Genomic DNA, 23,851 nt, shown 5'->3' on the forward strand with positions numbered 1-23,851 from the left:
AAAACCCCAAAACAATTTACTTGTTTTGGGGTTTTGCAAAGGTTTCGGTTTACAAGATACCAGCGTTTTCAGACTGCTGCCAATACGAAGAAGCCTGAATTTGTTGCATAAATTGGTGCATTTGTTGTGATACGTTTCCACTAGTTACTTGCGGCTGGAATGTGGACATGGCTTGTACCAATTTCTGCACTGCTGAAATATCCAATTCATAACCATCTGAAGTTTGAATTGTTTCAATACTGCGCGGAATAATGTTATACCAGCCTTTAATGACAATACTATCATTACGGTCTAAAACCTGAATGTTTAAGTTATTGTCTTGTCTGCTAAACCACAAATTTTGCTTATCAATGCCACGACCAAATTCCAACGTATCATTGCCAAAGCTATCGTAAATTTGGTCTTTACCATGACCCAAATCAAAGATGTAAGTATCGTTACCAATGCCACCTATAAGCTCATCATTGCCTTGACCGCCATAAAGCACATCATCGCCACTTTCGCCTGAGAGTTTGTCATTTCCCTTGCCACCATAAAGGGTATCATTGCCAATGCCACCGAAAAGTTTATCGTTCCCTCGTCCACCATCAAGGATGTCATCTCCGATGCCACCAATTAATTTATCATTGTTGATACCACCCACTAGCGTGTCATTGGCAAAAGGTTTGCCATACAAGGTTGAACCAATGATATTGCTAGGAGCAGCATCAGCAATATTGAGTGTAAGCGGTAACATAACTGATGCTTGATGAATATCCGTTGCCACAATATTGAGGTTCAGGCTGCCTGAAAGGTCAGCAGTACCGCTCAAAGTCTGAGTATTGGCATCGTATTGCAACCAAGCAGGAACGGATTCTCCATTTGCCATTTCCAAATGGAATTTCAACGATTCAGTTTCGTTGGTATCGGCATCACTAAATGTAACTGGTAAGTGATAAGTCCAATTTTCATCTACTTCCAATGATTGTGTATTCAGGCTGCCTGAAACCGTGGGCACACGATTAGTATTTTCTACATGAACTTTCCAATTAATAGAATTACTTAAACCACCACTATCGGTTGCAGTAATAATCAAGTCATAATTACCAGTATGGGGTAGTGATAGTTTTGTCATGGGTGGGATTGGATTTTCGCCATGCTAAATCGCAAACAAATCAACACACAAGACCACATCACGCCCCAAAATCAAAATGCAAAATTTCGCGCAAAAATGATTAAATTCCAATCAATTTTGCGCGATTTTTGTCATTAAACTATCAGGGAATTATCAGGAATGATTACGGGCGTATTGCACAATCCCACAGGTAACGTCCGTAAATCTCAAATTCGTGGCTTTCCATTTCGCGTAAGTCCAATGTTTCTACTGGATAAAACGCTTTGTTGTCGCTGATGATGCGGTAGGTGTGGCTGTTTACGCGCTGCAAACGTTTAATTCGCAATTCATTGACTTGTCTAAATAAATAAATGCCTTCTGATGTGTAAACACTTTGCATTGCCCACATGACTGTCCCTCTGTCTATGATGGTGGGGTGCATGCTGTCGCCTTTGACGCGCGTGCAGAAACAACGTGATGGCGGTACGCCCAGCACATCAAAAAATGATGCGCGAAACCACATGGATTCGGTATTGACGTTGTCCAGCATGGCGTAGCCGTTGCCTGCGCTGCCAAACACGTTGGTGTGGTAACGCACGGGGACGATGGCGCTGATGTCTTGCGATTTTGCCCACTCATCGTATTCTGACACCATTTGGCGCATGAAATCGGGTACAGGCTGGGTTGGCTGAATGGGCTGAACCGCTTTGGGTGCAACCACGGCAGGTGCATCATTACCCATTTTCAGCAAATGGGATAAGCCTTTTTTCTCTAATTCATCAATCAGATAACTTGGTAAGTTGTAAATTTTTTTTAATCCGTTTTTTCCACCTTGTGTAGGGACTTCATCATAATCCCATTTTTCTTTGTCGGCGCGATATTGAATACCTGCTGGTGTTTTAGGCAAGCGCAATTCACTACCTTGTTCGTTTAAATCTTTTGCCAACTCAACCAATTCGGCTGCACTTTTTTTGTATTTACTGCTCATTTTTACGCTCTTGCTAACTTTAAAGCTCTTGAATTTAACTTTAAAGTAATCTTTAAAGTTATTTTGAAAGTTAATTTAAATAGAAATCAAATATTTAATTAAAAATAGTCCAATTTCCCCAATAAATAGCTTGAAAGTTTTTTCTTTAAAGCTATAATGTTTACATCTCGCAAACGTGAAATGTAAACCATTTTACCTGATTTGTTGATTTTGTTCTTTAACAACTTGGAAAGCATCAGAAATAAGGGCTGAATTTATCCCTTATGGTTAGGAATAATGATGAAAAACATTGAACAGGCAGTCTGTATGGTTATGAGACGTACGGACTGCCGATTGAGTGTTTTTTGAAGTGAAAGGAAACCTATGCACCCTGAAATGATTAAAGCAAGGCTGCGTATGGCAGGTTACACATTGGCAGACGTAGCAAGAATGACAAATGTGGACGCATCAGCAGTTCGTTTGGCTTTAAGGAAGCCAAGTTTATCGGGCGAAAAAGCGATTGCAACAGTTATGCAAAAGCCATTACATGAATTATTCCCTGAGCGTTGGACAAAAGATGGTCAGCGCATTCGCCCACGTTATCGTCATTTATATGAAGAGGCAGCCTGAAAATGGAATTGAAATCACATTATGCTTTAACAGAGCTTTTGGCAATGGGGCTACACAATGTGCCTTCAACCATACAAGGCTGGCATTACAAGGCAACCAAAGAAAACTGGCAATTTTGCGAAGTAGCGTGTCAAGGCGGCAAAGGCGGTAAACGCCGTGAATATGCCCCACCGCCTGAAATCATGCAGCAAATTCGTGAGTTGTATAAAGCGCACGTTATGGCTCATGTCCCCATTCCCCTGCCTAAATTGTCTGAAACAACACCGCACAAGGAAGCACTTTCAGGCAGCACCCAAAAACAACGGCAACAAGCTGATGCGCGTGAAGCGGTGTTGGAAGCGATTGATGATTTGGTGGCAAAACACAAAAGTCAAAATCAGCCCATTAGCCGTGAAGAAGCCATTATTACTGCAATTACTTTGGCAAAAAGCGGTGAATATGAAGTGTTGGCAAAAACCATGCTGATGGCGTGTGATAAGCGCGGCGGTGGTGGCAAATTACCTGATAAACGCACGATTTATCGCTGGTTTGCCAAACGCGAAACGGCAGAAAGTTTAATGCCCAAAGTACCACAGAAAAACATGGTTGCCCCTACTTGGTTTGATGTGTTTTACCGTTTTTACAACTTGCCCAGCCAGCCCAGTGTGGCTTTGGCGTTCAAAATGTTTGAAGCACAATGGCGTCTGCAAGGTGGTGAGATGCCCAGTATTCATCAAGCCAGACGCTTGTTAAGCAAAATGGGCGTGGTGAAACGTGAGCGTGGCAGAAAAGGCGCAAAAGAGTTGAAAAACATTCTGCCCCATAAAGTGCGTGATTTTTGGCATCTTGAACCTGCCGAAGTTTATTCGGCAGACGGTCATCAGGTGGATTGGGAAGTGTTGAATCCATTGAGTGGTTTGCCATTTCGCCCTGAAATCACAACGGTTATGGACGTGGGAACACGCAAAATTGTGGGTTGGAGCGTGGGGTTTGCGGAAAGTCGGTTTACGGTGTTGGAAGCATTGAGCCATTCCAGTTTAACTGCCATACCTGCGATTTGGTATGTGGACTGGGGCAAGGGATTTGAAAACATCATGATGACTGATGAAACGGTGGGTTTGATGAACCGATTGGGCATTACGATGAAACATTCCATTGCCTACAACGCACAAGCCAAAGGTGCTATTGAACGGTCGCACCAGTTGTTTACCCATGCGGCAAAGATGTTTGCCACTTACATTGGCAAAGACATGGACGGCGAAGCCAAACGGCAAATGTTCTTGCAAACGCGCAAGGAAATCAAGTTGCAGGGGCATATCATCAATTCGCCTGTACCGACTTGGGACGAGTTCAAAGGTTTTATTGAACAACTGATTGCTGATTATAACGCTAAACCGCACCGCAGTTTGCCCAAAGACGGCAGCCTGAAACGGCATTTGTCGCCCAATGAATTTTGGGAAATGAAATTGGCGGAAATGTCCGAGCCACCAATTAAAGTGGCAGAAGATGAAGTGGCTTATTTGTTTAGACCACAAATTGTTCGCACTGTGGAACGTGGCAAAGTGAAATTGTTTAACAATGTTTATTTTAGCCATGATTTAACTGAGTTTCACGGTTTGGAAGTGATTGTGGGCTATGATGTGCAAGACGCTGAATTTGTGTGGATATTTGATGACAATCAACGCTTTATCTGTAAAGCTGAATGGCATGGCAACAGCACCGATTATTTCCCCAAATCGGTACGCGAACAAGCCAAAGATAAACGCGATGAAACACGTCTCAAACGCATTGAAGCACAAAAAGATAAGGTTTTAGCGGAGCGGAAACCTGTGCTTTTGGAACATCAAAGCAGCGTGAATTTGGGTGGTTTGGTGGTGGATTTGGCGCAAGCCAAGCGTGAGACAGAAGCGGTTTTGTTGCCACGCGCTGAAATCAAGCCCGAGCCGAAAACGGTGGAAGTACTGGACGCGGAAGGCTGGCATTTACCGAATACGGAAGCTGGACGATGGGCAGAGTGGTCGCGCTTGGCGGCTTTGTCGGAAGCGGATTTGTTGCGCGAACCTGAACGGGCGCAACGCTGGTTGGTAAGCTATACGCGCACGCCTGAATTTAAAGTCATGAATAAACAAGTGGCTTGATGTTGCTGCTCTGTTTTCAGGTAGCCTGAAACGAAAAAAACAGTCCAAATGTAGCGTTTGGACTGTTCCCTAAAACTTTTTTAAACAACTTGTGGAGTATTCTACCATGAAATTTGCAGAAATTACAAATTTGACTTTGGTTAAAGTCGCAATGGAACGTTTGACGAATCGTTTGGACGATTTGCCCGCTTTGGGCGTGTTGTATGGACCCAGTGGCTACGGCAAAACGACTGCCACGATTGCGGTCGCAAACAGTACGCAATCCTATTATGTGCAAATTCGCAGCGCGTGGAGCAAGAAAACGCTGCTGGAAAAGATTTGTTTTGAAATGGGTTTGCCAATTGCGAAAAACGCAGCAGCGTGTTTGGACGCGATTTGTGAGCAAATGGCAGCCAGCCAACGCCCTTTGATTTTGGACGAAGCTGATTATTTGTTGAACAAAAACGGCATGGTTGAGTTAGTCCGCGATATTTATGAAGGCAGCCAAGCACCGATTATGTTGGTAGGCGAAGAGCAGTTGCCGAATAAATTGAAGAAGTTTGAACGGTTTCACGGTCGCGTGTTGTCGTGGATTCCAGCGCAGCCAGTTAGCCAAGCGGACGCGGAAATTTTGGCGAGCGTGTACGCGCCGAATTTGCGGATTGAAGCAGATTTGTTGAAACAAATTGTGGACATGGCGAACGGCTCGGTGAGGCGCGTTACCGTGAATTTGGTTAATTTGGTGCAAGCGGCTGATTTGAATGGTTATGATTATGCGAATTTAGCCAGCGTGAGCAAAATGCAAGGCTTTGAGTTTTATCAAGGCGAAGTACCAAAACGTGGAGCGAAACCATGAAAGAACAGCCGATTGAAGCCGTGATGTGGCGCACTTTGAAGATTTTGCGCCGTTGCGATTATGACACTTTGTTGGCACACATCAATATGACGCACCCTTGCACCGACAGACGGTTGAGCCGTTATTTGAACAATGTAATTGAGCTGGGTTTTGTGAAGCATTCGGGTGGGGGTGGGCAGTATGCTTTACGTAAAGGCAGCCTGCGTATGACACCATCTGCACCTGCCAGCGCACCGATTTTTAGGAAAGGCGTGCAATATGATTGAGCAAGATTATATGTCTGAACAATGGTTTGAGTTGTTAATGAAACAGATTACCACAAAAACCATGCGAGTAGTGGCAGATGAATTGAATTACAGCAAAACCACTTTGAGCTTGATAATCAATCGAAAATACAAAGGTAAAACCGACCGTGTGCGCGATAAAGTGCTTGCGATTTACGCACAAGTGCATTGTCCTCATCAAAATCAAGTAATTGTCATGAGCGAATGCGTGGCATTGGCAACATCGTCTGCCCCTACGCACAATCCTCTAAAAATGCAGCAATGGCGAGCTTGCCAGCGTTGCCCAAACAAACCCGAATGTGGAGAAAAATCATGAGCTTTTTAGATTGGTATTTGAATTTAACGTTTTTGCAGGCTGTTTTGGTGTGGTTGAAATTGCTTTTGCCTGTGTTGTTTATTTTGACGGTTTGCGCACTGGTTGGCTTTTCGCTGAAACTGTTTTCAGGCAGCCTGAAAGTGCCAAAATTGCCCAACAATATTCAGCCCAAACGCGGCAAGCAGCCTGCTGAAAAACAGACCGCATAATATTTTTTTGCCTATTGTTTTTATTAACTATTTGATTTTATGGAATTTTAAAAATGAAACAATCCCAATTTAATCATCATTTATCGGTTGAGCAGCCTTGCGTAAAGCAGCAGCTTCTGCGCCAGCATCAAACACGCTTGGCGGCAAAATATGGAGTTTTCGGTATTCGCCCAACAGAAGCTCAAAAAAATCGGCTGCTTCTTCATACGCGCCCTTTCTTGAACAACTCTCTGCATAGCCGTATTGTGAAAGCAAGCTATTTAGCAGCGCGCCGTTTTGCAAGTGCAGCCAATGTGCATAAACAAAAAGGGGATAGTGTTCGGGGTAAGCTTTTATGGCTTTTTGCCGTGATTTGCCACCGCTTTTATAGTCTTCAAATGACTGTTTATGTTCGGCAAGCCAATTTTCAAAATTGTCCCAATCGTGAAGCACAAATTCATACACAAAATGGTGTTGCTCATCACTCAAATCCCACCAATCACGCGCCAAATCGTAGTTGAGTGCCACGCTTAAATAAGATGATGTTTCATATTTTTCCATAAGTTTTACCTAAATGGGAAATTGAAAAATGTCAATTTTAAATGATTTTAGCAAAATGGGTAAAAAATGAGTGAAACCGAGCTGAAATTCGCCAAACGTGCCATTGCCCAAATCGCCCAAATGGGTGGCGAACATACGCGCTTATTGCTTGAATACATTAAGTTATTTTCCAGTAAAGATAAGCCCTTATCGCTGGAAGAAACCTTTGAGATTTTGGTGGAAACGGCGAATTTTTGGGCAGATTACCCAGCCGAATTTTGGCAAAAAGCGGTGCAAAAATTGTTGTCGGACAAAGTTTCAGGCAGCCTGAAAACACCGCTTGATTCGCATGATTTGTTGCTGGAGGCGCTGGAAATTGTCCAGTCATTTCAAAATACTGAATCCGAATCGACAGCCGAAACAGCACCGATTGTCGCGCCGTCTGCGGTGGCGCGTGAACCGCCCGAACCGTTTATCTCGCCTAGCCCCGAACAAAAGCAAGCGCGACATGAATTAAATCAAAGCATGATTAAGAAATTGAATTGTAAAATTTTTTCCTGATTTTGAAAGAAAGAACCATGAGTAAAAAAATCAAAACCCAAGCCATTATGTCCGCGCAATCTCGCGCCGAAGTGGTGGACAACATCGCCCAAATGGGCGCATTGCAACGCGAAATTTTGCGCCTGAACGCCGAATTGAACGACCAAATCACACCACTCAAACAAGCGTGTGATGAAAAAGTCGCCAAATTACAAGCGCAAATCAATGTGTTATCCGAAAGTTGCCACATTTGGTGTGAAGCCAACCGCGCCGAATTGACCGACAACCATCGCGTGAAATTCGCGGATTTGTCCACAGGTGTGGTGAAGTGGCGCATCAAAAATCCGAGCGTCAGTATTTCGCAAAAAAATGGTGCGGAAGTGATTGACCGTCTGTTGCAAAACCCAAATTACAAACGCTTTGTGCGTGAAAAACTGGAAGTTAATCGTGAATTGATTTTGCAATATCCTGAAATGTTTGAAGATAATCAGATTTTAGGCATCAAAATCAAACGCGGCGAAGAGGATTTTGTGATTGAACGAATTTTGATGAAGTGGGAGCAAAAGCATGACAACGGTAACCATTCAATTAATTCAACTGGAATATGGCATTGGTGTGAGAGTAGAAGGTATTGACCGCGATATTGTTGACAAATTAATGCGTTGGGAAGACCCACCGTCATTGGAACACCTGAATATGGTGCAAACGCTGGGATTGCAAGCCTTGTTGAGCATTATGCAGGACATTCACAGCAATAAAGATGCCACATTGCAGACAATTCATTAAATCTTGTTTAATTGGAGTTTAAAACCATGAATAAAGCTGAATTAATCAAAACCATCGCTACTGAAAGCGGCTTAACCCAAACGCAAGCCAATGATGCGTTAAACGCATTGTGCAAAGTCGTAATTGATGAATTGTCTATTGGTGGCGAAGTGAATATTGTCGGTTTCGGTCGCTTTTATGTGGCTGAACGTGCTGAACGTATGGGGCGCAATCCGAAAACGAGCAAACCTGTCATGATTCCTGCCACTTGCGTGGCGAAATTCAAAGCAGGCAAAACGTTAAAAGACGCAGTTGCTTAATTTTTTAATCAAAATAGGCAATGTATTTTCAGGCAGCCTGAAAACACATTGCCTAAAAACAAAGGAAAAAATATCATGGCAAGAATGACTTACGAACAAAGGCGACAAGGCTTAATCGCCAAAATCCACGTTGCCAAAACACAGCTTGCGCTGGACGATGACAATTACCGTGCCATTTTGCAGCGCGTTACGGCAAAATCCAGTTGTGCAGAAATGAACTTGCAAGAATTGCAGCGCGTGATGGCGGAAATGGAGCGTTTGGGCTTTTAAACCGACCAAAAAATCCATTGGGCGCAAGCCATTGCATTTTACTGATGTATCTGATTTAATGGCGAAATTGGGTAAATTATTGCAATTAACCGAAAAATCATGGGCATACGCCAATGGTATGGCAAACAAATGTTCCAAAAAGACAACGTCAATCAATTAAATGCGGCGGAATTACGCAAATTAATTGCGGCGTTAAATTATCATTATTTGAAAGTGCAGGCGAAACAAGCAAAAAAAGCATAAAAAAATCCGCCAAACAACATGGTCGGCGGACGGTAAAAATTTAAACTAAATCAAATTATATCATAAACTTATCAGAAAGAAAGCCGACCATGAAAAACCTTTATTTTTTTGAACAAGATTTGCCTCAATTGTGCCGTACCCAAAAAGGAGTATAAAATGCAATTAAATCAAGATGATTTTGTTGATTTGAAGCACCTGCTGCCGCCAAGTTTTGCTGGCTTAGTTGAGGTGATTGGTTTGGCTATGGCGTTTGAATTGGTGGAAAAATTCGGCGGAACAACGTTCCCAATTGGCAAAAACAAAACCAATCAAGGCAAAGTGTTACATCATCTTTTGGCGGAAATCATCGGCGAAGACAATGCCGATAAAATTGAAATTGCATTAAATGGGCAGCGCGAACTTTATGTCCCCAAGTGCCAAGCTGCGCTGTTAACGTGCAGAAATCGTGAAATTCGCCGACAATTTGATGAGTTAACCACACGCCCGAATTATCCAATGACAGGCGTTTGCGCTGTTAATAATTTGGCGCGTGAATACCATTTGAGTGCGCGCCAAATATGGAATATTGTCAATAGTGGCGAAACCATGCAGCAGAGCTTATTTTCGTAGCTAATTTTCAGGCAGCCTGAAACTGGGAAACTGGTTTCAGGCTGCTTTTTTTTGTGGTGCAAAAATCAAAAAAAGATTTGATAAAGGAACAAATAGAACCTATAATTTACGCATCAACAACAAACCAACAGGAAACAATATGATTCACAAAGAATTAAGACGTGCCACTCAGCGTAAGGATTGGGATACAGTACAAAAACTAGAAAATATCCTAAACAGCAAAATAGACAGGCGAATTAAAGCAGAAACCTTGTTAAAAATCCAACAAGAACGCAAAAAAATGAACTATGATATGCGTTTATCATTCAGTCAAATTTTATTCGGTGCGGTGGGTGCAATGACGGCTTTGGTGGCAATCATCAAAAATTATCTAAATAAATAATAGGAGCAGCCTCGAAAGGGGCTGAATGAAACATGAAAAAAAGTGCATATTATCAAGAAAAAAAACAAATTGATGCAGAATGGAACAAGCTAAGTAAGCGAATGGACTGGGTGGTTAAATACCGCTTTAAAATTTGGCTGGTGCAGTTTACCTTGATTGCTTTGTTATTGTGGTGGGTATTGACATGACTTACCCCGAAATTGGGTACACGCCTGCCAATTTGCGGCATTGGATTGAGCAGCACGGCTTAACACAAGCGCAAACGGCTGAATATTTAGGTGTGCAAACGCGAACGGTACGAATGTGGCTAACAGAAACAGATAAAACCAGCCACCGCGATATGCCGTTGGAAAAATGGAGATTATTGCAACAATATCAAAAATCTGAAGTGTGATAATGGCTTGTTGTTGATGGAAAGGCAGCCTGAAACTGGGAAACTGGTTTCAGGCTGCTTTTTTTGTGTGGCTGAATTGAAGTGTTATTAGAACGGTTTGGCTGTTTTTCATGACAAAATGACTGCAAAATTAAACAACTGGATTGATAAATATGAATGAAACTCAACTCGCCCAACAGTCCATCGCGCAAACGCTGGCAAACAGCGCATTTTTCGCGCATATCCGTGAAAAATTGTTTTCAGGCAGCCTGAATCAAAGTCAGGTAGACGGCTTAAATTTACTGGTGCTTTCATCGGTGGAACAAGGCTTAAATTTGCAACAAATCGCGTATGTGTTGGCAACCGCTTACCACGAAACCGCCCGAACCATCAAGCCTTTGGAGGAATATGGCAAAGGCAAAAACTACGATTACGGCAAATGGCAAATCAACAGCAATGGCGTGAAATATTGTTTCAAAGATGGCTCGCGCAGTTCGGTTTACACGCAGGACGAGTGTCCGCATTTGTTTTATGGGCGCGGTTTTGTGCAGCTAACTTGGCGCAACAATTACGCCAAAGCAGGCGCAAAAGTGGGTGCAGATTTAGTCACGCAACCTGACCTAGCCACACAGCCCGAAACCGCCGCCAAAATCATTGCTTGTGGCATGGCAGAAGGTTGGTTCACAGGTAAACGGTTGGCAGATTACATTACTGATAGCCGTTGCGATTATGTCGCTGCTCGCCGCATCGTGAACGGTACCGACAAAGCAGATTTGATTGCTGGCTATGCACGGATTTTTGAAACCGCTTTAAACGCGGTTTAAAGCCAGTTTAAAAGCTATGGAAAATTTCAAACAAGGTGGCGCAAACCTACCACCACCTGCCCCCCAATATCGCTCGCACACGGTTTTACCGCCACAAAGTCCCCAAATCGCGCCACAAACCGTACAGTCCGAGACTGTTTCAGGCAGCCTGAAAAAATGGCTCGGCGGAATGGTCAACAATCCGACTACAGGCGCATTGTCGCATGACAAAGTGTGGGCAAACGTGGCGGCTGGCGTGATGACGTATCAGTTTGCCACAGGCACACCTGCCGAATGGCAATGGTGGGCGTATGGGGGCATGGTTGGCGGCTATGGGCTGGCACGGCGAGCGATTGCAGCAGTACAGCAAACTTCTGAAAAGAAAGAGAAATAATGCTTTTGTTTTTATTAAAAAAATACCGAACAGATTTGCTGATTATTTTGCTTGTATCTGTTTGTGTGAGTGCATTGATGGGACTGGGCTACCATTTTGGCAGCCTGAAAACAGAACATCACTATCAACAAATCCTGCTCAAACAAGCGCAAGAACATCAAGCAAAACAATCAGTTTGGCTCAAACAAGCCGAACAAATCAGCCAACAACAGCTTGAATTTCAAAAGCAAAGCGAAATTCAAGCCAATGAATTGAAAAAGGAAATTCAAAATGTTATTGCAAAAGACCGCGCTAACGGCACTCATGATTGCACTTTTGGCGAGTACAGCTTGCAGCACTACAAAAAATCACTCGGTTACGAGTAAACCTGTGCCACAAGCCTTGCTCGTGATGCCACAACGTCCCGAACCGCCACAAAACGGCTCACAAGAAGCGATTTTGACTCACGCGGTGGCATTTGGGCGTTACGTGAAAAATTTGGAAAATCAATTGCGTGGCTGGATTGACTGGGCTATGGAGCGCAAACCATGACCTACTGGCAACAAGTCAATCGCGTACTTACCAAACATCGCGCCAAAATGGAAATGGGCAAAGCGCAAGCCAAGCGACAAGAGCGGTTTGTGGAATGGGTGGAAAGTGTGTTGTACAAAAACCATGTTCGCCACGACCGCTTTGTAAACGATGATTTTGATGTGATTTTTTACTTGAATGGTTTTTCAGGCAGCCTGAAAAGTTTGTTTCCGCATTTTTGGGTGGAAGAAGACGGCGCGGAATGGGTCATGTGCAATCCGAATATACCTGAAATTCAAGTGATTATCCGACTGGAGGCAATGCCATAAACGCACAACAATTTCTCACAATTGAATGGGCGTTTGGCTTGGTTATTAGTATTGCGATTACGTCTTTGTGGCGTTATGTCAATTCGCAAGCCGAAATAGACAAAGAATTAGCGCGTGATATTAAGCACTTAACCACAAAATTGTACGAAGTGGAAAAAAGCTACCAAAGCAAAGACGATGCCCGACGCGAAAGCGAAGAAATCAAAAGATTGCTCAAAGAAATCAAAGATGATGTGAAAGAAGTCAGCAACCAAATCAATCAAAAGGCAGATAAATCATGCTCGTAAACCAAGACCCAATATTGCAAGCCTTAAAAGAAATTCAGGCAAAACAAGATGTAACCATTGCCAAACAAGACGATTTGGAAAAACACATCAAGCAAATCCACGATGATTGCAAAAAAACCGCGCGTACCAATGGCGCGGTAGCAGGTGCGGTGTCGGGTGGTTTGGTGGCAACGGGCATCACTTTAATCAAAGCGAAATTTGGCATTTAGGAGACACAATGGCGCACCCAAAAGAAAAACGCGATTTGGTTCGCCGTAAGTATGTCTTTGAAAATCAACCATTAGAATTGGCAGCGACTTTTTCAGGCGTGCCATTGGCGACCGCTCGGACATGGAAATACGCCGCCAAAGAACAAGGCGATGATTGGGATAAAGCGCGTTCTGCTCATTTGTTTGCAGGTGGCGGCATTGAAACAGTTGGGCAAACCATGCTGGCTGGTTTTTTGGTGCAATATCAATCTACTTTTGAAGATTTGGAAAAAGCAGAAAACATTGCCCCAATTGAAAAATCCAAAGCATTAGCCAGTTTGACCGATTCATACCTCAAAGTCATCAATGCAACCAAAAAAATGCTACCCGAAACGCAGGCTGCTGCTGTGGCTGTGCTGGTCGTGGAAGCATTATTGAATCACATCAGCGAAGTTTATCCCGATAAATTACAAGATTTTGCCTTGATTTTACAAACTTTTGGGACTGTCATTGAAAGGAAATTCGGTGGCTAAATTCAGCGAAAAAATCAGTTTAACCGAACTGAAAAAACGAATGGCGCAGGTGCGCGAAGAAGCCCTACAACGCATTGAATTGCATGAAATTGAGCTGTCCAACGACCCAGCCGAAATCGCCAAACGCCGTGCCATTGTCTTGAAAGGCGATGAAACGGCGTTTCGTTTTTTCTGCAAAACGTATTTGCCGCACCATTTTCCCGATGGCACGGAATCGCTGTTTCATGCGTGGGCGTACAAAACGCTGCCTGAAATGACCGCAGAGCCTGAAGCCATTTCACAATCGGTTGCTGCACCGCGTGGCGAAGCCAAAACCACGCAGGTGGTTCAGGCGAACAGTTTGTTCAATGAAGTTCGCAATGTGAAACACAATACAGTTATTGTGTCGGACACGGAAGAGCAATCCGATGAAATCATTGAAACAATTAAAACCGAATTGACCGATAATCCCATGTTGCGCTTGGATTTTCCCGAAATATGTGGACAAGGTGCGCGTTGGCGCATTGGCGAAATTTTGACCCGACAAGGCAATAAATTCAAAGCCTATGGTTCGGGTCAGAAAATTCGTGGTGCGAAAAAGAAAAATAAACGCCCCGATGCGGTTTATTTGGACGATTTGGAAAATGAAGACCATGCCGAAAATCCGCGTTTGCGCGACAAATTAGAAAAATGGATTGCGCGTGTGATTCAGCCACTTGGCGAAGCGGGCAGCAAAATTGACATCATTTATGTTGGTACAATTTTATGTAAAGACAGCGTGTTAGCGCGGATTATGAAAAATCCGTTTTGGCGCAGCGTGCTGTTTAGCGCGATTGTGAAATACCCCGAGCGCATGGATTTGTGGGAAGAATGGGAAAACATCTATCGCAACACCCCTAAAATCAATCAACAAAACGAAAAAGCCGCCCATGCTTTTTATCTGAAAAACGAAGCGGAAATGTTGCGTGGTAGCAAAGTGAGTTGGGTTAAACGCCCATTACTGACTTTAATGAAAATCCGTGCGCGAGATGGCTTGGCGGCGTTTCAATGCGAGTATCAAAACGAACCGAGCGACCCTGAAAGCGAAATCTTTTCAGGCTGCATTGACCAAAGTTACTACCGCACTTTGCCACATGATGTGGTGTTTTATGGCGCGGTAGACCCATCATTGGGCAAAAAAGGCAAAGGCAAAGACCCGAGCGCAATTTTGGTTGGTGGCTATCAAAAAAGCACGGGCATTTTGTATGTGGTTGAAGCCAAAATTAAAAAGCGTGTTCCCAGTTTGATTATTCAAGATGTGATTAAATTACAAAAAGAATACAACTGCCAGCTTTGGGCGGTGGAAACCGTGCAATTTCAAGAGTTTTTCAAAGATGAATTGGTCAAAGAATCTGCGAAACAAAGCGCACACGTCCCAGCCAAAGGCGTGAAACCGAATACGGAAAAAGAATTGCGCATTGAGAGTTTGCAACCGCATTTTGAAAACGGTTTCATTAAATTATTGCCTGAACAGCGCGAATTGATTGCCCAGTTACGCCATTTCCCCAATCACGACCACGATGACGGTGCAGACGCGCTGGAAATGTTGTGGAAACTGGCGACCAGCAACAGCGCAGGCAGCAGCATTGAGCCAATCTCCATGTATGACAATTGTCCCTATTGATTTTAAGCGGTTTCAGGCAGCCTGAAACGTTTAAACCTCATTTAAAACGAGTTTAAAATGGCTAAAAAAGACAAAAAACACAAACAGCCCATTCAAGCGATTCAGATGGAGCAGCTTGTTCAAGACACCGCTTACGCGCTCAATGCCTTTTCAAGCAGTGGTACAGATGAGTTATTGAATTTATTGGGTTTGTCGCGCCAACAGGTTTATTCAGCTGTGATGTCGGACGATGAAGTGGATTCGTGTCGTGAAGACATTGTTTCTGCTTTGCTTTCAAGCAACTGGCGTTTGTTTGGTGCAGAAACCGATGACACACAAATGGACAAACTTTATCAGTGCGTGCGGCGCAATTTGCCTAGCATTGCCGAGCAGGTGGTGGTGGCGAAATTGTGCGGTTATGCGGTGGCGCGTTTGGTTTATGCGCAAGATGAGGACGGTTTTATCTCATTAAAACAAGTGATTAGCCGTCATGATGAATTGGACAAATACACACCCAAATTCGGCAAACTCATCTACAACGGTCAAAACGGCGAAGAAGAAACCGAAACTACTTATACTCATTTGTTTTTAAACAATAAAGCCACGTCCAAAAATCCAGCTGGCGAAATGGCTATGGTGCGGATTTACCCAGCCGTGATGTTACGCAAAGAAGGCTGGCGTTACGCTTACCAATTTGCACAACGCTACGCCCAGCCCATGCTCATCACCAAAACCGATGGCGACAAAAACGAAGCCGCGCGTAAAACCCACACCGTCAAAAATGGTGGTGCAGCAGCCATTGGCATTGAAGAAGAGATGAAGTTGCTGCAAAACACGGCGGACGGCGCGTTTTTCAGGCAGCTGGAACAAATGGCAAATGCGCGGATTCAGAAATCCATTTTGGGACGCGTCAAAACCAGCGAGCTGCAAACAGGCAGTCGCTCCGCGCAACAGGTGGAAAGCGAAAGTGAGAAAAATCGCATTGGTGCGTATTTGCTGTTGTTGGCGGACGCTGTACAAAAGGTTGTTGATGCGTTGATGGATTTGAATGCCGTTTATCATCAACCGATTAAAGTGAAAGGCGCATTGTGGTTTGAATACGAAACCGAAATCAAACCCGACACCAACCGCGCCGAGCGTGATAAAAAATACTTGGAAAGTGGCAATTTGGAATTGACCGAGCAGTATTACACGGATATTTTAGGCTTTGAACCCGAGCATTTTAAAATCAAGCAAAATCAAGATAGTGTAAAAGCTGATACAACTTTATCGTTGAATTTGTCGGGTAATCAAAATGATTTCAAGCAGCCTGAAAGCCAATTATCCGCCGACCAACAAATTATGCAACCGAAAATCCACGCGATTTTATCCGCGCTTGCCAGTTCAGAAAATTTCAATGAATTCAATGAGAAATTAAATAATTTGGATTTGTCGGTAGGCGACCAAATCTTGATTGACAAATTGGTTTGGCAAAATTCACAAGCATGGTTGGACGGCGCAGGCAGCCTGAAAGGTTCGCAATGACTAAACCATTGATTCACTTTAGTAGTTTGCTAGACCGTGCGGCATTTGAACATCTGCAAAACAAAACGTTGTTGCCCAGTTTCAGCCACTACGATGTGTGGTTGTATGAGCATTCGGTGGGTTTTACGGTTGCCAAGATGATGGACATGGATTTGTTGGCAGAAACCAAGTCAGCAGTGGTATCGGCATTGGAAAACGGCACGGATTTTAGAGATTTCAAAAACCGTTTGAAGCCGTATTTGATGGCAAAAGGCTGGTGGGGCGAGCAAGTGATGCTTGACCCTGTGGACGGTGTCGCCAAAACGGTGCAGCTGGGCAGTACGCGGCGTTTGCGCGTGATTTTTCAGACCAATTTAGCAACGGCTTACGCAGCAGGGCAATGGGCGCGGATTCAGGAAGACAAACAGATGTTCCCATACCTAAAATACATTGCCAGCACCGCCGAGCATAAACGCCAGTCCCACATGACTTACTACGGCAAAATTTGGGCAGCAGACGACCCGATTTGGCAGAGCATTTTTCCGCCCAATGGCTACGGTTGTCAATGCACGGTGCGCCAATTAACCAAAAAGCAAGCCCTACGCGAACGCAATGAAGACATCAACAGGCAGCCTGAACGTTTTACCGAACAGCAAAAAATCAATGCCCAAAACGGTGTGCTTGATGATGGCACGGACGATATTCAGTGGGTGGATTTTACCAATCCGCGCACAGGTCAAACCGTCAAAATTCCGTTTGATGTTACGCCGACTTTTGCACACAATCATGCTGCACGTTTGGCAGATGTGCAAACACTCGCCGAGCAAAGGCATGGCAAGGGTTTTATCCGTGAATTGGCTGATACTTTAATTACTTATTTAAAAAGAAGAAGACAGCCCCTTGAATTAACTGAAGGTGGTGTGTTTGCCAGCAGTGCCAATTTGATTAATGAGGGCAGATTGCTTTACGAAACCCATATTGCTGTCATGAATGAGGCAATTAGGCAGGGTAAACCGCACGAGGGTATTATAGAAATCATGCGGCGTGAAGGTGTGGAGCTGGGTGGCGAAGTGCGTGTTAAAGGGCACGATGAAGCCATTTTGCAAGAATTTATTGAAGTGATAAAAACCTATCCAAAATCGTGGGTGGAAAAATCCAATGAAGTGGGTGCAATTGTGTTGGAAACAGATAATTTACGGGCTTTTCATGTCAAACCAATATTGAAATCTCAACGCGATTTTGATTGGTTTAAAAATACTAGTTCTCTTGATTATCAATCATTTAAACGCGCTTTTAAAGAAAATATGGTGCAAGATGGGGATAGTTTGATTTTAGCGAATGTTGCCCCAAAAATATCGCGTAAATACCGCCTGATTACACATTTACACGAATTTGGGCATCGTTTACAAGAAGTGATGCCCGAATTGGAAACCTATTTTGACCGATTATTTAAAGAGCGGACGACCAAAGACAAAATTCAAAAACTCAATGAAATGATTGGAAAAGATTGGTATGATGATGATGAAAGAGGTTTGCGCGATGATTTTCCCAATGAATATTATGGTAAAATGTACAACAAAAGTCGCAAAGACCCACAAGCATTGGAAATGCTGACCATGACTTTTCAGGCGTTATTGGGTGGTAATATCAAAGATTTTAAGGAAATTGAGCGTAAACCCGATTTTTTGTATTTTGGTTTAGCTTTATTGGTGAGATTTAAACCATGAACAATTTTACATTTATTTTGTCCCGAAAAAATCAAGCAATTGGTCAGATTACTTGGTTTTGTGGTGGAGATGATGGTAATGGCGCATTACAAGGCGATAAAAATGCCGTTAAACAATTACAAGATGCCATTGAATTAGCTATTCAAGAAGAATGGGAAGGTGCATATCCACGTCCTTGCCGTGCTGTTATACATGACCCATTGAATTATATTGATGAAATGGTTACGGTATTGGAACAGGCTGGATTTGATGTGCCGATGGTGTTGTATCCATATACTGCTCAAGCACAAAAAGAGCAAAGAGAAAAGGATAAGCAACTTTTAGCTGAAGACCCACCTCCTTTTAAGTTAAGAAAGTGTTATTAACCACCAACTGATTTTCAGGCAGCCTGAACCCCAAAACTCCCACTTGAAACATGAAATTCAAGTGGGATTTTGTTTGTCTATTTCAAAAATCGCCGTTAAAGCACTTTTTAAAGCGTTTGAGCGCATCTAAAAACTTTTTCATATCCAAACCTACCCAAATCACTTATCGCGTTTTTAGCGCAATTTAGCGCGATTGAAATTTAAAACAACCAAACAACCACTTCCCCCATTCGTCAAAATCTGAAGCGATTTTAAACAGGTTTTAAACAGGGGTGCTGTGATGTTTGACAAATCCTCACACCGCCCATCGTGTCAAAAATGCGATTTTGGGCGGTTTTTTTGTGTCTATTTGTTTTCAGGCTGCCTGTTTGAAATCAATCAAGAAAACTATTTGACTTGGCTGTGATTAAATGATGACTTCAACTATTTCATTTCAATCAGAAAGTCATTTTATGGCAATTGTCCAACTGCAATTATCCGTACCCGAATCCGCCACATTCGCGGAGCCGTCATCAACCGAAAAGCCACGCCAATTCACAGGCGTAGCGCATTCAGGACAGCCTTTTAGCAAATATGGCGAGCGTTATGTGGTGGACTTGTCCAATATCCAATACCGTAACCCAATCGGTGTCCTATTGGAACACGACTCCGACCGCAAAACAGGTGTGGCAAGCCTTAATTTAGGGACATCGGGCTTGCACATCACAGGAACCTTATTGTCAACCGAACATGGCAACCATGTCGCACAAACCGCCAGCGAAGGCTATCCATGGGAAATGTCCGCCCGAATCCAATCCGCCCGACAAGAAAAAATCACGTCAGGCGAAATTGTCGTCAACGGACAAACTCTTGCCACGCCAATTGTGGTGTTGCGTGATTGCATGGTGCGTGAAGTGTCGTTTGTGGCGGTGGGTGCAGATGCCTATACGTCTGCCTTGATGTTGTCGGACGGCACGGAATTTTCGCCTAATTTGCATTTATCTGATTCCAAAAATCCTCCTACTCAAACAAAGGATGCACCCAACATGACTCCCGAAGAACAAAAACAATTTGATGATTTGAAAAAAGAATTGGCGGAAACCAAAGCCGAATTAGCCAAAGTTCTCAAGAAAAACCAAGTCGATAAAAAATTATCAGCGGCTGGTTTTCAGGCAGCCGAGCATGGTTTTGCTGGCATTACCAAGCAGACGTACAACGTGTTGTTGTCGTTGAATGATGATGCAGCACTGGATGCGTTGGTGGGCGATTTGAAATTGACTGCACCGTCCACTAAGCCGTCATTGCCCGAATCTTTGACCGCAGACAAGCATCAACCCGACTCTTCAGGCAGCCTGAAGTTATCCGCCGAAACCAAACCCACAGCTTTGGGCGGTTATCCGATGGTTTGATTTTTAATGTGAATTTAAAAAGGGTTTAAACATGGAAGTTTTAGGTTTGAAAGTCAGTGATATTTTGATTGCGGAAGTCTCATCTATCACGCGAATTGAAGTACCAGCCACAACAGGTTTAAAAGCTGGTCAACTGGTGGATTATCCGTTGCGTGGTCAAAAATTGGTTGCGCTGACTGATGAGCGTAATGGCACGGTACAAATTCAACCGCACAATTGCATCATCAATTTGGCATATACGCCGATGAGTGAGATTCAGGCAGCCTTTGCTGTTGAGGCGCACTCTGACGTAGAGGGCAATGTGATGTCTGTTGGCAATCACGATGCGCTTGAGGCTTTGCAAAAAGCTGGCGATAACTACGGCGTGATGTATCGTGGCACGCCAAGACCTTAGAACCTGCATTCACAGCCAAGCGCGATGTCTTTTTGCGCCATTTAGCACGCCTGTTGCGTTGAATTTCACGCTAATAGGAACGCTATTAGCATGAAATTCGCCTGACAGTCGTACCAACTGGAACAAAAATCCATTTCACGTTGGCTATGAATACAGGTTCTTAATTTCAAAGGAAATCAATACAATGAGTGTAACCCATAACAGTGCATTTAGCACCCAAAATTTAACCGCAGCCATCAATCAAATTGAGCCGACTCCTACGCAAATTCGCGAATTGGGGATTTTTGAGCCGTACTACGGCACGAAAAAAGTGGCGATGATTGAATACAAAGAAAGCGGTTTGTCTATTGTTAAAAATTCGGCACGTGGCAAATTGGGCGGCGAGGCAACCGACGCGTCTCAACGAAAAGCCGAATATTTTGAAGCCACGCATTTGACGGTAACGGACAACATCTTAGCAGAAGATTATCAAGATGTTCGCGAGTTTGGCGGCAACGAATTAACCAATTTTAAAAACGTCATCACCGAATACCAAAACAATGCCAAATTGAAATTAGAAATGACACGTGAGCATTTAATGCTGGGCGCGTTGCAAGGCAAAATTTTAGACAAAGATGGCACGGTTATTCATGATTTATATGACAAATTTGGCTTGAAGCGTCCTGCTGAAATCTCTTTTGACTTGAGCAAAGATGACACGAAAGTGGGCTTAAAAATGGACACCATGCTATCGGAATTGCGTCAAGGATTCAAAGGAGCGGCGGTTACGGGGTTTGTGGCTTTGTGTGGTTCAAAATTTTTAACTGAACTCAAGTATCACAAAAGCATTGAACCGTTGTACACGCGCTTTCGTGATGGTGCGGTGTATCGCGAGAGCAACGGCATTAATCCGATTGAATTTGAACACAATGGCGTTAAATTCATTGAATACACAGGGAATTTTGGTAGCAAAGGCGCGAAAATTGCCACCAATCAGGCGATTTTGATTCCTGTGGGCAAAAAATTGTATCTGGAATATTTCGCGCCTGCGGACATGGCGGCGGCTGTCAATACTAAAGCTTTGCCTTATTACTCAACGATGGACAAATTGGGCGGTAACCATGATTTAGGTGTGAGTTTGCGTAGCCAGTCTAATCCGTTGCCGATTGCGTTGCGTCCTGATTTGATTCGTATTTTGACGGTGTGATGATGAATGCGGTTTCAGGCAGCCTGATTACTCAAGCCGATTTAGTCCAACGCTTTGGCGAGCGTGAGCTGGTTAATTTAACCGACCGCACCGCCAAGCGCGAAATCGTACCTGACGTGCTGCAAAAAGCCCTCAACGATGCTGAAGCGGAAGTCAACGGCTATTTGCGAGCAGCAGGTTTCAGGCAGCCTTTTGCGCCAGTTCCTTACGCGTTGGTGGTTAAAACGTGCGATGTATGTCGTTGGTATTTGTATGAAAACGGCATTCCTGATGTGGTGCAAAAGCGTTATGACAACGCGATAGCGTGGTTTAAGTTGCTGATAAAAAATCCGTCTATTTTGGGTTTTGATGCAGACGGCGTGGAAGAAGTCAAGGCAAGTGGTGGCATGGCTGTTATCCCGAATGAATTAAAGGACTGGAAAGATGTTAACAATCACTTCTGACGATTTAGGGAACGTCGGACAAGCGTTGCGCCAGCTTTCAGGCAGCCTGAAAAACACGCGTCCGTTGATGCGCGGTATTGCCACGCTACTGGAAAACTCTACGCGTAAACGCTTTGAAACCAAAACCGCGCCCGATGGCTCACGTTGGGCAAACTGGACACCCAGTACCCAACGCGCTTACGCCAAACCGATTTACCGCCAACGCAACAAAAAACGCTATGTTGCGGCACTCAAACCGCGTTCTAAAGAACGGTTAATGCGTGATTCATCGCGTTTGTTGCGTAGTTTGACGCGCCATGCCACAGCCAATTTGGCGCAAGTGGGGACAAATGTGGTGTACGCGCCGCATCATCAATTTGGCACAAAACGCATGGTGGCGCGTCCGATGTTTGGGCTGTCGGCGCAAGATAGCGCGGATATTGTGGATTTATTGCACGATTTTGTACGCGAACAATGGGAGCAAAGTTGATGAATTTATTTGCTGTTTTGCCATTACTCAAGGCGCGGCTGGCGGATTTGCCTGATGTTCACACGGTTCAATCCATTCAAGAATTGGCGCAATTGTTGGAGCAACGCGACATTCAGCCAATAGACAACGCGTTATACGTGGGTTTGGACGGCTACGCGCCGATTAACCAAACGGCTGGCAACAAACGCATGAAAAAGAAACGCTTAAGTTTTAGTGTGATTTTAGCTAAACAATTTTATGGTGCGGTTGACGTGCCGCATGAGGACATCGCCACAGGCGAGATGTTGCACCGAATTTGCGCGAGTTTGCAAGGTTGGCAGCCTGAAACCGCCGACCAACGCCCCATGACGATTACGCCGTTTGATGAAGTTCAGGCGGTTGAGCCGCTGTATTATGACAATTTTGCGTTGTATCCGTTGCGTTTTGAGACAGAAATTTTAATTAATTATTCAAAGGATTAACACATGACAAAACAAGACAATGATAATGGTTTGCTGCTGGTCGGGACGGGCTATGTTCGTAACCGCCGCATTTTGGGCAGCATGAAAGAGCAAATTGGCAACTTGATTTCATTGAAATTAACCAGTAAAGCTGAAACCAAAGTCCGCAAATCGCGCATGAAAGAAAGCGCAGGCAACGCATTGGACAGCGTAACCATCAAAGATGCAACCGAAATTGCGTTCGGTTCGGACACGTTCAACAAATTGACTTTGGGGATGGCTTTGTCGGGTAAATCCATTGAATTGGACACGGCAGCCGCCAACGTAGCCGATGAAGTGGTGCGCGTAACCGCTAAGGACGCATGGCTGGATTTGGCAAAACAGAATATTGACCGCGACAGCGTGAAAGTCAAAAACGCAGCAGGACAAGCCGTTAAATCTGAATACATTGAATTAAAAGATAATTTGGGTTGGATTAAAGTGTCGCCTGAAGCCGATTCAATTAATGTGGGCGAAGAGATTAAAGTGTCGTACAAAACCCGTGCAGGCGGTGGGATTCAGATTGAAGCCAGCACCGAAACGGATTATGACTTTGAATTTTGGTTAGACGGCTACAACGCCGCCAGTCAAAAAAACTTCATTTTACACATTCCCAGCATGGTGGTTGCGCCAAACAGTGAAATTGACTGGTTAAGCGATGATTTCGCCAAAGCCGAATTCACAGGAACGGCGGTACTCGTAGATGGCAACAAAGTACCATATTCTTATCAAGAGTTTAACGCTTAAATAGGCGTTTCAG

Annotated in this window: 39 protein-coding genes; 36 read left to right on the forward strand and 3 right to left on the reverse strand. The window is 44.0% G+C overall.

The genetic code is table 11. The features are described from left to right. Positions 1–49: 49 nt before the first annotated feature. Together BWP33_RS13105 and BWP33_RS02555 are read right to left on the reverse strand one after the other, a co-directional pair. Positions 50–1,114, reverse strand: coding sequence for a putative Ig domain-containing protein (locus BWP33_RS13105; RefSeq protein ID WP_002640935.1), 1,065 nt, complete (start codon positions 1,112–1,114; stop codon positions 50–52). Positions 1,115–1,277: 163 nt separating this feature from the next. After that, positions 1,278–2,081 (reverse strand): S24 family peptidase, encoded by an 804-nt coding sequence (locus BWP33_RS02555; protein ID WP_002640934.1) that lies wholly within the window; start codon positions 2,079–2,081, stop codon positions 1,278–1,280. A 363-nt stretch (positions 2,082–2,444) separates the two neighbouring features. Between BWP33_RS02555 and BWP33_RS02560 the strand changes: the two genes are divergently transcribed. The 6 genes from BWP33_RS02560 (at position 2,445) to BWP33_RS02585 (ending at position 6,451) form a co-directional block, all read left to right on the forward strand. Next, positions 2,445–2,690: a helix-turn-helix domain-containing protein gene (locus BWP33_RS02560; RefSeq protein ID WP_002640933.1), complete on the forward strand. Its 246-nt coding sequence runs from the start codon at positions 2,445–2,447 to the stop codon at positions 2,688–2,690. Between the two features lie 2 nt (positions 2,691–2,692). Continuing rightward, positions 2,693–4,807, forward strand: a complete 2,115-nt coding sequence (locus tag BWP33_RS02565) for a Mu transposase C-terminal domain-containing protein (RefSeq protein ID WP_002640932.1) — start codon at positions 2,693–2,695, stop codon at positions 4,805–4,807. Between the two features lie 106 nt (positions 4,808–4,913). Then, positions 4,914–5,642: an AAA family ATPase gene (locus tag BWP33_RS02570; protein WP_002640931.1), complete on the forward strand. Its 729-nt coding sequence runs from the start codon at positions 4,914–4,916 to the stop codon at positions 5,640–5,642. Then, positions 5,639–5,908 (forward strand): hypothetical protein, encoded by a 270-nt coding sequence (locus BWP33_RS02575; protein ID WP_002640930.1) that lies wholly within the window; start codon positions 5,639–5,641, stop codon positions 5,906–5,908. Before BWP33_RS02570 ends, BWP33_RS02575 begins: the two co-directional genes overlap by 4 nt. Continuing rightward, positions 5,901–6,242, forward strand: coding sequence for a hypothetical protein (locus BWP33_RS02580; protein ID WP_002640929.1), 342 nt, complete (start codon positions 5,901–5,903; stop codon positions 6,240–6,242). Before BWP33_RS02575 ends, BWP33_RS02580 begins: the two co-directional genes overlap by 8 nt. Beyond that, a complete protein-coding gene (locus tag BWP33_RS02585; protein ID WP_002640928.1) occupies positions 6,239–6,451 on the forward strand; it encodes a hypothetical protein in 213 nt (70 codons plus the stop codon). The genes BWP33_RS02580 and BWP33_RS02585 overlap by 4 nt, the downstream gene beginning before the upstream one ends. Positions 6,452–6,520: 69 nt before the next feature. Here the strand turns inward: BWP33_RS02585 and BWP33_RS02590 are convergent, their stop codons facing one another. After that, positions 6,521–6,991, reverse strand: coding sequence for a hypothetical protein (locus BWP33_RS02590; RefSeq protein WP_104930288.1), 471 nt, complete (start codon positions 6,989–6,991; stop codon positions 6,521–6,523). 66 nt (positions 6,992–7,057) lie between these two features. On the opposite strand from BWP33_RS02590, the gene BWP33_RS02595 reads away from it, so the two are divergent. The 30 genes from BWP33_RS02595 to BWP33_RS02715 all read left to right on the forward strand — a co-directional run bounded on the left by BWP33_RS02595 (position 7,058) and on the right by BWP33_RS02715 (position 23,838). Further along, a complete protein-coding gene (locus BWP33_RS02595; RefSeq protein WP_104930289.1) occupies positions 7,058–7,531 on the forward strand; it encodes a hypothetical protein in 474 nt (157 codons plus the stop codon). Between the two features lie 17 nt (positions 7,532–7,548). Then, a complete protein-coding gene (locus BWP33_RS02600; RefSeq protein WP_104930290.1) occupies positions 7,549–8,145 on the forward strand; it encodes a host-nuclease inhibitor Gam family protein in 597 nt (198 codons plus the stop codon). Beyond that, complete coding sequence (locus tag BWP33_RS12270; protein ID WP_104930402.1) at positions 8,078–8,296, forward strand: hypothetical protein; 219 nt, start codon at positions 8,078–8,080, stop codon at positions 8,294–8,296. The genes BWP33_RS02600 and BWP33_RS12270 overlap by 68 nt, the downstream gene beginning before the upstream one ends. Before the next feature lie 26 nt (positions 8,297–8,322). Next, positions 8,323–8,595: an HU family DNA-binding protein gene (locus BWP33_RS02605; RefSeq protein WP_002643142.1), complete on the forward strand. Its 273-nt coding sequence runs from the start codon at positions 8,323–8,325 to the stop codon at positions 8,593–8,595. A gap of 75 nt (positions 8,596–8,670) precedes the next feature. Then, entirely contained in the window at positions 8,671–8,865 is a 195-nt protein-coding gene (locus BWP33_RS12830) for a phage protein GemA/Gp16 family protein (protein WP_244903126.1), read from the forward strand. A gap of 99 nt (positions 8,866–8,964) precedes the next feature. After that, complete coding sequence (locus BWP33_RS12835) at positions 8,965–9,108, forward strand: hypothetical protein (protein ID WP_244903127.1); 144 nt, start codon at positions 8,965–8,967, stop codon at positions 9,106–9,108. Between the two features lie 156 nt (positions 9,109–9,264). Continuing rightward, the gene (locus tag BWP33_RS02615; protein WP_002642267.1) at positions 9,265–9,717 is read left to right on the forward strand and encodes a Mor transcription activator family protein; all 453 of its coding nucleotides are present in this window, start codon (positions 9,265–9,267) and stop codon (positions 9,715–9,717) included. A gap of 139 nt (positions 9,718–9,856) precedes the next feature. Beyond that, on the forward strand, positions 9,857–10,099 hold the full coding sequence (locus BWP33_RS02620) for a hypothetical protein (RefSeq protein ID WP_002642268.1): 243 nt from the start codon (positions 9,857–9,859) through the stop codon (positions 10,097–10,099). 32 nt (positions 10,100–10,131) lie between these two features. Beyond that, entirely contained in the window at positions 10,132–10,287 is a 156-nt protein-coding gene (locus tag BWP33_RS12275; protein ID WP_155999587.1) for a hypothetical protein, read from the forward strand. Then, positions 10,284–10,493: a helix-turn-helix domain-containing protein gene (locus BWP33_RS02625; protein ID WP_002642269.1), complete on the forward strand. Its 210-nt coding sequence runs from the start codon at positions 10,284–10,286 to the stop codon at positions 10,491–10,493. Before BWP33_RS12275 ends, BWP33_RS02625 begins: the two co-directional genes overlap by 4 nt. A 152-nt stretch (positions 10,494–10,645) precedes the next feature. Next, complete coding sequence (locus BWP33_RS02630; RefSeq protein WP_002642270.1) at positions 10,646–11,296, forward strand: glycoside hydrolase family 19 protein; 651 nt, start codon at positions 10,646–10,648, stop codon at positions 11,294–11,296. Between the two features lie 16 nt (positions 11,297–11,312). Beyond that, the gene (locus BWP33_RS13215; RefSeq protein WP_342352729.1) at positions 11,313–11,669 is read left to right on the forward strand and encodes a hypothetical protein; all 357 of its coding nucleotides are present in this window, start codon (positions 11,313–11,315) and stop codon (positions 11,667–11,669) included. Then, positions 11,669–12,034 (forward strand): hypothetical protein, encoded by a 366-nt coding sequence (locus tag BWP33_RS02640; protein ID WP_002642272.1) that lies wholly within the window; start codon positions 11,669–11,671, stop codon positions 12,032–12,034. The genes BWP33_RS13215 and BWP33_RS02640 overlap by 1 nt, the downstream gene beginning before the upstream one ends. A 4-nt stretch (positions 12,035–12,038) precedes the next feature. After that, complete coding sequence (locus BWP33_RS12280) at positions 12,039–12,200, forward strand: hypothetical protein (protein WP_155999591.1); 162 nt, start codon at positions 12,039–12,041, stop codon at positions 12,198–12,200. After that, complete coding sequence (locus BWP33_RS02645) at positions 12,197–12,508, forward strand: hypothetical protein (protein WP_002642274.1); 312 nt, start codon at positions 12,197–12,199, stop codon at positions 12,506–12,508. The genes BWP33_RS12280 and BWP33_RS02645 overlap by 4 nt, the downstream gene beginning before the upstream one ends. A 38-nt stretch (positions 12,509–12,546) precedes the next feature. Continuing rightward, positions 12,547–12,795 carry a hypothetical protein gene (locus BWP33_RS02650; RefSeq protein WP_002643136.1) on the forward strand — a complete coding sequence of 83 codons (249 nt, stop codon included), beginning with the start codon at positions 12,547–12,549 and terminating at the stop codon, positions 12,793–12,795. Further along, positions 12,786–13,004 (forward strand): hypothetical protein, encoded by a 219-nt coding sequence (locus BWP33_RS02655; protein ID WP_002643135.1) that lies wholly within the window; start codon positions 12,786–12,788, stop codon positions 13,002–13,004. The genes BWP33_RS02650 and BWP33_RS02655 overlap by 10 nt, the downstream gene beginning before the upstream one ends. A gap of 8 nt (positions 13,005–13,012) precedes the next feature. Next, a complete protein-coding gene (locus BWP33_RS02660; RefSeq protein ID WP_002643134.1) occupies positions 13,013–13,516 on the forward strand; it encodes a DUF1804 family protein in 504 nt (167 codons plus the stop codon). Next, positions 13,509–15,158 carry a phage terminase large subunit gene (terL, locus tag BWP33_RS02665; protein WP_224451226.1) on the forward strand — a complete coding sequence of 550 codons (1,650 nt, stop codon included), beginning with the start codon at positions 13,509–13,511 and terminating at the stop codon, positions 15,156–15,158. The genes BWP33_RS02660 and terL overlap by 8 nt, the downstream gene beginning before the upstream one ends. A 57-nt stretch (positions 15,159–15,215) precedes the next feature. Further along, entirely contained in the window at positions 15,216–16,661 is a 1,446-nt protein-coding gene (locus BWP33_RS02670) for a phage portal protein family protein (RefSeq protein ID WP_104930291.1), read from the forward strand. Next, positions 16,604–18,367, forward strand: a complete 1,764-nt coding sequence (locus BWP33_RS02675; RefSeq protein ID WP_244903120.1) for a phage head morphogenesis protein — start codon at positions 16,604–16,606, stop codon at positions 18,365–18,367. Before BWP33_RS02670 ends, BWP33_RS02675 begins: the two co-directional genes overlap by 58 nt. Then, positions 18,364–18,732, forward strand: a complete 369-nt coding sequence (locus BWP33_RS02680; RefSeq protein WP_002643138.1) for a hypothetical protein — start codon at positions 18,364–18,366, stop codon at positions 18,730–18,732. The genes BWP33_RS02675 and BWP33_RS02680 overlap by 4 nt, the downstream gene beginning before the upstream one ends. 280 nt (positions 18,733–19,012) lie before the next feature. Beyond that, positions 19,013–19,138 (forward strand): hypothetical protein, encoded by a 126-nt coding sequence (locus BWP33_RS13110; RefSeq protein ID WP_263479605.1) that lies wholly within the window; start codon positions 19,013–19,015, stop codon positions 19,136–19,138. 4 nt (positions 19,139–19,142) lie between these two features. Continuing rightward, entirely contained in the window at positions 19,143–20,120 is a 978-nt protein-coding gene (locus BWP33_RS02685) for a hypothetical protein (RefSeq protein WP_002642880.1), read from the forward strand. 31 nt (positions 20,121–20,151) lie between these two features. Beyond that, positions 20,152–20,514, forward strand: coding sequence for a hypothetical protein (locus BWP33_RS02690; protein WP_002642879.1), 363 nt, complete (start codon positions 20,152–20,154; stop codon positions 20,512–20,514). Between the two features lie 184 nt (positions 20,515–20,698). Then, positions 20,699–21,700 (forward strand): major capsid protein, encoded by a 1,002-nt coding sequence (locus BWP33_RS02695; RefSeq protein WP_002642878.1) that lies wholly within the window; start codon positions 20,699–20,701, stop codon positions 21,698–21,700. Beyond that, complete coding sequence (locus tag BWP33_RS02700; RefSeq protein WP_002642877.1) at positions 21,700–22,143, forward strand: gp436 family protein; 444 nt, start codon at positions 21,700–21,702, stop codon at positions 22,141–22,143. Before BWP33_RS02695 ends, BWP33_RS02700 begins: the two co-directional genes overlap by 1 nt. Next, on the forward strand, positions 22,124–22,612 hold the full coding sequence (locus BWP33_RS02705; RefSeq protein WP_002642876.1) for a phage virion morphogenesis protein: 489 nt from the start codon (positions 22,124–22,126) through the stop codon (positions 22,610–22,612). The genes BWP33_RS02700 and BWP33_RS02705 overlap by 20 nt, the downstream gene beginning before the upstream one ends. Continuing rightward, on the forward strand, positions 22,612–23,073 hold the full coding sequence (locus tag BWP33_RS02710) for a phage tail terminator protein (RefSeq protein ID WP_002642875.1): 462 nt from the start codon (positions 22,612–22,614) through the stop codon (positions 23,071–23,073). Before BWP33_RS02705 ends, BWP33_RS02710 begins: the two co-directional genes overlap by 1 nt. A gap of 3 nt (positions 23,074–23,076) precedes the next feature. After that, positions 23,077–23,838, forward strand: coding sequence for a phage tail tube protein (locus BWP33_RS02715; RefSeq protein ID WP_002642874.1), 762 nt, complete (start codon positions 23,077–23,079; stop codon positions 23,836–23,838). Positions 23,839–23,851: the final 13 nt, after the last annotated feature.

It is taken from the genome of Simonsiella muelleri ATCC 29453, assembly GCF_002951835.1.
GTDB classification, from domain to species: domain Bacteria; phylum Pseudomonadota; class Gammaproteobacteria; order Burkholderiales; family Neisseriaceae; genus Simonsiella; species Simonsiella muelleri.